The following is a 5,978-nucleotide window of genomic DNA, read 5'->3' on the forward strand; positions in this document are numbered from 1 at the left end:
ACCGACATCAAATCCAGCACAACCGCCAGACCTAAAAAAGCCGGAAACCACAATTTTGAGGCCAGATAAAATCCGGCGAGCAGAAATACTGCCCAGGAGGCGCTGGGTAAAACGTTGATATCGGCAAAATGATGACCACGAGTCATCACCATTAAAAAAGCAAGAAGCGCAGCCACGATCAGTTGCTGACGTTGAGACAATAACGACATTGAGGTTCTCCGATGTGCTCACCCGCACAACTTGGTTAATAGCATTTTCGGTCAACAGACCAGGATATTTCAGGCCGGTCTCCGGACTCATGAGCGGTGTTGTCACCGGTTGAACACCTTCCCGTAATAGATACAGTGGCGTAACGTTCAACCTGAACTCATTTACCGTTGCGGGGGCAGTGTCGGGTTTATCCAATGTTTGGCTGCACCGACTTCCCGTTTCATCACTTTCGCGACACCTGAAACTGCCGACAGAATAAGGATTAGCAAGCTATATTGTCAATTTGGAAATCATTAATTGTCCTTATCAGGTTTGACGATAAGCCATGGGAGATTTAAGATGCGCGCCTCTTCAGGTGCTTTGATATCCATCAGAGTTAAACGGGAAGTTGGTGAAAATCCAACACTGCCCCCGCAACGGTAAACGTTGAAAATACATCCAAATCAGCCACTGCGATTAATCGTGGGAAGGCGGGTGTGCTGGCACAAGCCACAACGTGAGTCCGGAGACCGGCCTGAAGTTCATCACAACCAACGCGTGTTGTGTGACTTTATTAATCCGGATCGCGGGTGAGCGTATCCCCAGGAGACAATATGAAAGCTTTAACAAAGGCCATGCCTTTGCGTGTCTGTGCACGTCTTACATTAGCGGCACTGGCTACTTCCACCTTCTCTGTTACTGCTCTGGCTGAACAGGAATCCCTTGATGCAATGACGATTACTGCTAATCGGATGCTTACCGAAAATGCTTTGGCACCCAATACCGTTATTACCCGTGCAGATATTGATCGTTTGCAGATTAATAATTTGCCCAGCTTACTGTCACGGTTTCCAGGTATGGATATTTCAAACAGCGGTGGCTTAGGGAAAAACAGCAGTGTCTATTTACGAGGCACAAATTCAGATCATGTGCTTTTTTTAGTTGATGGGGTTAAATGGCATTCTGCTACATCAGGGGGGGCTGCCATCCAGGACTTTCCGGTAAATCAGATTGAACGAATTGAAATCGTGCGTGGACCAAGGTCTGGTTTGTATGGTTCAGAAGCGATTGGTGGTGTCATTCAGATATTTACCCGGCAAGGTAAAAACCAAGATCCAACCCCCTATGCTTCGGTGGGTATTGGTAGTCATAACACCAAACAGGCGAGTGCGGGCGTAAGTGGAGGTAATGAAACGACTCGTTATCATGCCAATTTCACGCATCAATCAACCAATGGAATTAATGCCCGAGAAGAAGATAATCCGGATCATGATGGTTATCGAAATAATAGTGTTTCAGCAAAAGTTGATCACGATATCAATAAGGACTGGAGTGTTGGAGCCAATTTTTTACGCGCTCAATCACAAAATTATTATGATAGTTTTTCCCTGACCGAAGATTTTTATGCTGATAATATTCAACAGGTTATGGGGGTAAATTCACGTTATCAATTCACGGATAATTGGCTAATGTCACTTAATGTATCTGAATCCCGCGACGAGTCAGATAATTATGCGGATGGTATTGCGGATGGCACGTTCAATACCCGTCATCGGTTTTTCAGTCTGGTTAATACTTTTATGCTGTCAAAACAGCAACGTCTCAATGTAGGGCTGGATTATGATAACGATCACATTGAGGGCACGATTGATTATGATGAAACCTCACGTGATAACAAGGCGATTTTTATCAGCTGGCAGGGGCAAGCAGGTAACCACAGTTGGTTATTAAGTACTCGCCATGATGATAACGAAGCCTATGCGGAAGAAACGACTGGCACTGCAGAATGGGGCTATCAATTAACACAGGCACTTCAGCTTACGGCGAATGTTGGAACTGCATTTAAAGCCCCAACATTTAATGAACTTTATTATCCAGATGTTGGTTTTTTTGTTGGCAATCCAGATTTGGAAGCTGAAAAATCCAAAAACTATGGCGTTGGTTTGTTAGGTAACACGGATTGGGGTACTTGGGGAGTTCACGCTTTTCAGAATAAAATCCGTGATTTGCTGGTGTATCAATTTCCCACTACTGAAAATGTAGCTGAAGCCAAAATTAAAGGTATTGAGTTTGATTTGACCACAACGCTACTGAATTGGCAGGTACACTTCAATGCGACTGTGCTTAACCCCGAAGATGAAGAGACTGGTAATAAGCTACCACGCAGAGCACAGCGCATGGCTAATCTGCATGTTGATCGCAAGTTTGGCGATTGGTCAATTGGTGGCAGCTGGAAAGTCAGTGACTATCGTTATGATGATGCCGCTAATAACACACGTTTAAATGGTTATGGTCTGGTGGATTTTCGAGTAGCTTATCAGATTGATCAGGACTGGTCGGTTAAGTTAAATGCAATGAATATGTTTGATAAGGAATATCAAACTGTTAATAACTTCAACACCTTGGATCGCACTTATATGTTGTCTTTACATTATCAGCCATAAGGCAATTCTTTATTTCATGCTCAGTCATTATTGGCTGAGCATGACTGTATAGATTCATGCTTTATTTCAGCATCGTTGATAAACACAATTTTCCAACAATTCTTTAAATTTCTTTACTGGGTTTTATTTCGCTAAGCCACTTAAGGATAAAGCTGGTCAGCCATACAGCTTATCTTTTAGAATGGCAGGATTTTCCAGCTATTTCAGAGTTGTCATGACCGATCTCAAAGATAAAGGTTTTGCCACCCGTGCGGTACGTGCCGGACAGGTAAGAACGCCCGAAGGCGAACATTCAGAACCGATTTTCCCAACTTCCAGTTTTGTGTTTGATAGTGCAGAACAGGCAGCAGCAAGGTTTGGCGGTGATGAACCTGGCAATATCTATTCGCGTTTTACCAATCCAACCGTGCGCACCTTTGAACAACGCCTCGCATCTCTGGAACAAGGTGAATCCTGCGTGGCCACTGCTTCAGGCATGTCCGCCATCCTCGCCACATTTATGGGATTATGCGCTGCCGGAGATCATATTGTTTCTTCACGTAGTGTGTTCGGTACGACACGGGTTTTGTTTGATAAGTATCTGAGCAAATTCGGTTTGCAGACAGACTATGTCCCTTTAACTGATCTGGCAGCCTGGGAAGCGGCAATCAAGCCTAATACCAAAGCGTTATTTCTGGAAACACCTTCTAATCCACTTAACGAAATTGCCGATTTAGCTGCTTTATCGGCTTTGGCTAAGCAGCATGACTGTCTGTTAATTGTTGATAACTGTTTCTGTACACCGGCTTTGCAGCTACCGTTATTACTCGGTGCTGATATCGTCATTCACTCGGCTACCAAATATATAGATGGGCAAGGACGTTGTGTGGGTGGTGCGGTGGTCGGTGATGCACAACGTGTTGGAGAAGAGGTATACGGCTTCCTTAGGTCAGCTGGTCCAACCATGAGTGCATTCAATGCCTGGACTTTTCTGAAAGGTTTGGAAACACTGGATTTACGTATGAAAGCGCATTCAGCCAATGCCAATCAACTGGCACATTGGCTGCAGCAGCAGAAACAGGTTACCCAAGTGTTCTATGCCGGACTCGAGTCGCATCCAGGTCATCAATTGGCTAAACAGCAACAATCTGACTTTGGTGGCATTATTGCGTTTGAAGTTGAAGGAGGGCAGGAAGCTGCCTGGAAATTGATTAATGCCACACAGTTTATTTCGATAACGGCCAATTTGGGTGATACCAAAACTACTATCACTCATCCGGCCACAACAACTCATGGTCGAGTGTCAGTTGAGGCGCGAGCTGAATCTGGTATAAGTGATGGCATGATACGTTTGTCTGTAGGCTTGGAAAATGTTGAAGATATTCAACAGGATATCCAGCGCGGCTTGGATCTTCTTTAAGCCTCACAAGTAAATTACTGAACTATCGGCATAAAACCTGCATATTAAATCTTAAATAAAACAATTCGCGTCAGGAAATCGTCAGTAATGACAATTTCTGCCGCTTTTCAAGTCAAACAGGTTGTTTTTATGCAGAGAATATTTAGGTTCCTACTGACCTTGCCAATCCTCATCTGGTTTGCGATTCCAGCATTGGCAAATGCGGAAACCGATGCAGATGTGCGCATTATTATTGATGTGTCCGGCAGTATGAAATACAACGACCCTCAGAATTTACGAGCACCGGGTTTACGCTTGTTGGGTGGTTTGATGCCAGGTGATGCTGAGAGCGGCGTCTGGACCTTTGCCCGTTACGTTAATATGTTGGTTCCACTGAAAGAAGCGGATGACCCATGGCGGCAATTGGTTCAGCAAAAATCTTCTGAAATTCATTCTCATGGCTTGTTCACCGATATTGAACAAGCTTTGCAAAAGGCCACAGCTAACGTCAGTTCAGCTGATAAAACCAAAAAGCGCAGTATTATCCTTTTATCTGATGGTCTGGTTGATTTGCATCAGGGAAAAGCATCCAGCGATCAATCACGCCAGAACATCATCAACAAGTTGTTGCCACAAATAAAACAAAAAGGCTTTCGAATCCACACGATTGCCTTGTCTGAAGATGCTGATCACGAACTGCTTAAACAATTATCACTGGCTACAGATGGCTGGTATCACCAGGTGGATAACGCTGATGAGTTGGAACGTGTTTTTCTGCATTTGTTTGAACAAGCCACTCAACGTGATTCAGTTCCACTGGTGGATAATCGTTTCACCATTGATAACAGCGTCAATGAAATGACGATTTTGGTGTTTCGTGAAAAAGAAACCGACGTCACCCAATTGATTCAACCTGATCAAAAAAATCAATCACACGAAAAGCATGAGTCCTCAGTAAGCTGGATGCAGGAAAAACATTTTGATTTAATTACCATCGACAAACCAATGTCTGGAGAGTGGTTTATTGATGGCAATATCGATCCGGATAATCGGGTAATGGTTTTAACAGACCTGCGAATGGAAACAATTGATCTGCCAAATAATATTCTGGCTGGAGAACAGTTTGATATTGTCGCCAAATTAACCGACCATGGTAAACAGATCGATCGACAGGATTTTCTGCAACTGGTTACCGCAGAGTTAAGCACTCAACCATTGCAGGGTGAACCGATCAATAACAAAATGACCTTAAATAACCAGACGGCGACGTTTATGGCAAATTTGGGCAAGCTGTTTGACAGCGGACAAAATGATATTGTGATCACCGCAAAGAGTGACACATTTGAGCGTCAGCGACGGCAATCAGTCAATGTCGTCGCATTACCGTTTGATGTTACTGTGACGCAACTGGACGGTGATAGCCGCAGTCATCGGCTTTCGATGTCAGCTGATGCCAGTATGATTGATCCTCAATCTCTGCAAATCTCTGCTTTACTCAGTGCACCAGATGGCAGTGAATTCCCCTACGAAGTATTACGGCAGTCTGAATCTGAAAATGCCTGGCAGTTGACAGTGGCCGATTTACAACCTGAAACCGCTTATCAATTATCGTTGCAGATTCGGGGGGAAACTCCGGCAGGGCGGAATGTATTTTTACAACCCAAGCCCATTCAGTTACTTGATGAAGCCGCCGGTGCGTCACTAACAATTACTTCAGAAACGCCGATTGCTGCCGAAAAGGGTAATGATGAGCCATTTGAACCGGTGATAATTGATCCGCTTGCGGATGAGCCTAATGCAGAAATACCGGAGTCTACCTTCCAGCTTTCTGACACAGTGATTTTAGCTATTGGTAATGCCGTTATTGTGTTGTTATTAATAATGGGATTCTGGTTTTGGCATCGCAGCCGTCGCCGGCAGCTTTTACCTGGAGACTTATTATAAATGTCGATGACTGATCCGGTTTT

General features: G+C 44.2%; 3 protein-coding genes, 1 pseudogene and 2 riboswitches. Of the genes and pseudogenes, 3 read left to right on the forward strand and 1 reads right to left on the reverse strand.

The window, feature by feature from the left end:
• Positions 1-209 (reverse strand): annotated as a pseudogene (locus B3M51_RS01895) (hypothetical protein); the annotation flags it as partial.
• Between the two features lie 55 nt (positions 210-264).
• A riboswitch (cobalamin riboswitch) is annotated at positions 265-467 on the reverse strand.
• Positions 468-546: 79 nt separating this feature from the next.
• A riboswitch (cobalamin riboswitch) is annotated at positions 547-742 on the forward strand.
• Between the two features lie 61 nt (positions 743-803).
• Here B3M51_RS01895 and B3M51_RS01900 point away from each other — a divergent pair.
• The 3 genes from B3M51_RS01900 to B3M51_RS01910 all read left to right on the forward strand — a co-directional run bounded on the left by B3M51_RS01900 (position 804) and on the right by B3M51_RS01910 (position 5,955).
• Positions 804-2,633: a TonB-dependent receptor domain-containing protein gene (locus B3M51_RS01900; RefSeq protein ID WP_292756452.1), complete on the forward strand. Its 1,830-nt coding sequence runs from the start codon at positions 804-806 to the stop codon at positions 2,631-2,633.
• Between the two features lie 214 nt (positions 2,634-2,847).
• Positions 2,848-4,032, forward strand: a complete 1,185-nt coding sequence (locus B3M51_RS01905; RefSeq protein WP_292756454.1) for an O-succinylhomoserine sulfhydrylase — start codon at positions 2,848-2,850, stop codon at positions 4,030-4,032.
• Between the two features lie 87 nt (positions 4,033-4,119).
• Positions 4,120-5,955: a vWA domain-containing protein gene (locus tag B3M51_RS01910; RefSeq protein ID WP_292756456.1), complete on the forward strand. Its 1,836-nt coding sequence runs from the start codon at positions 4,120-4,122 to the stop codon at positions 5,953-5,955.
• The last annotated feature ends 23 nt before the right edge of the window (positions 5,956-5,978 follow it).

This window comes from Methylophaga sp. UBA2689 (assembly GCA_002354555.1).
Lineage (GTDB): Bacteria > Pseudomonadota > Gammaproteobacteria > Nitrosococcales > Methylophagaceae > Methylophaga.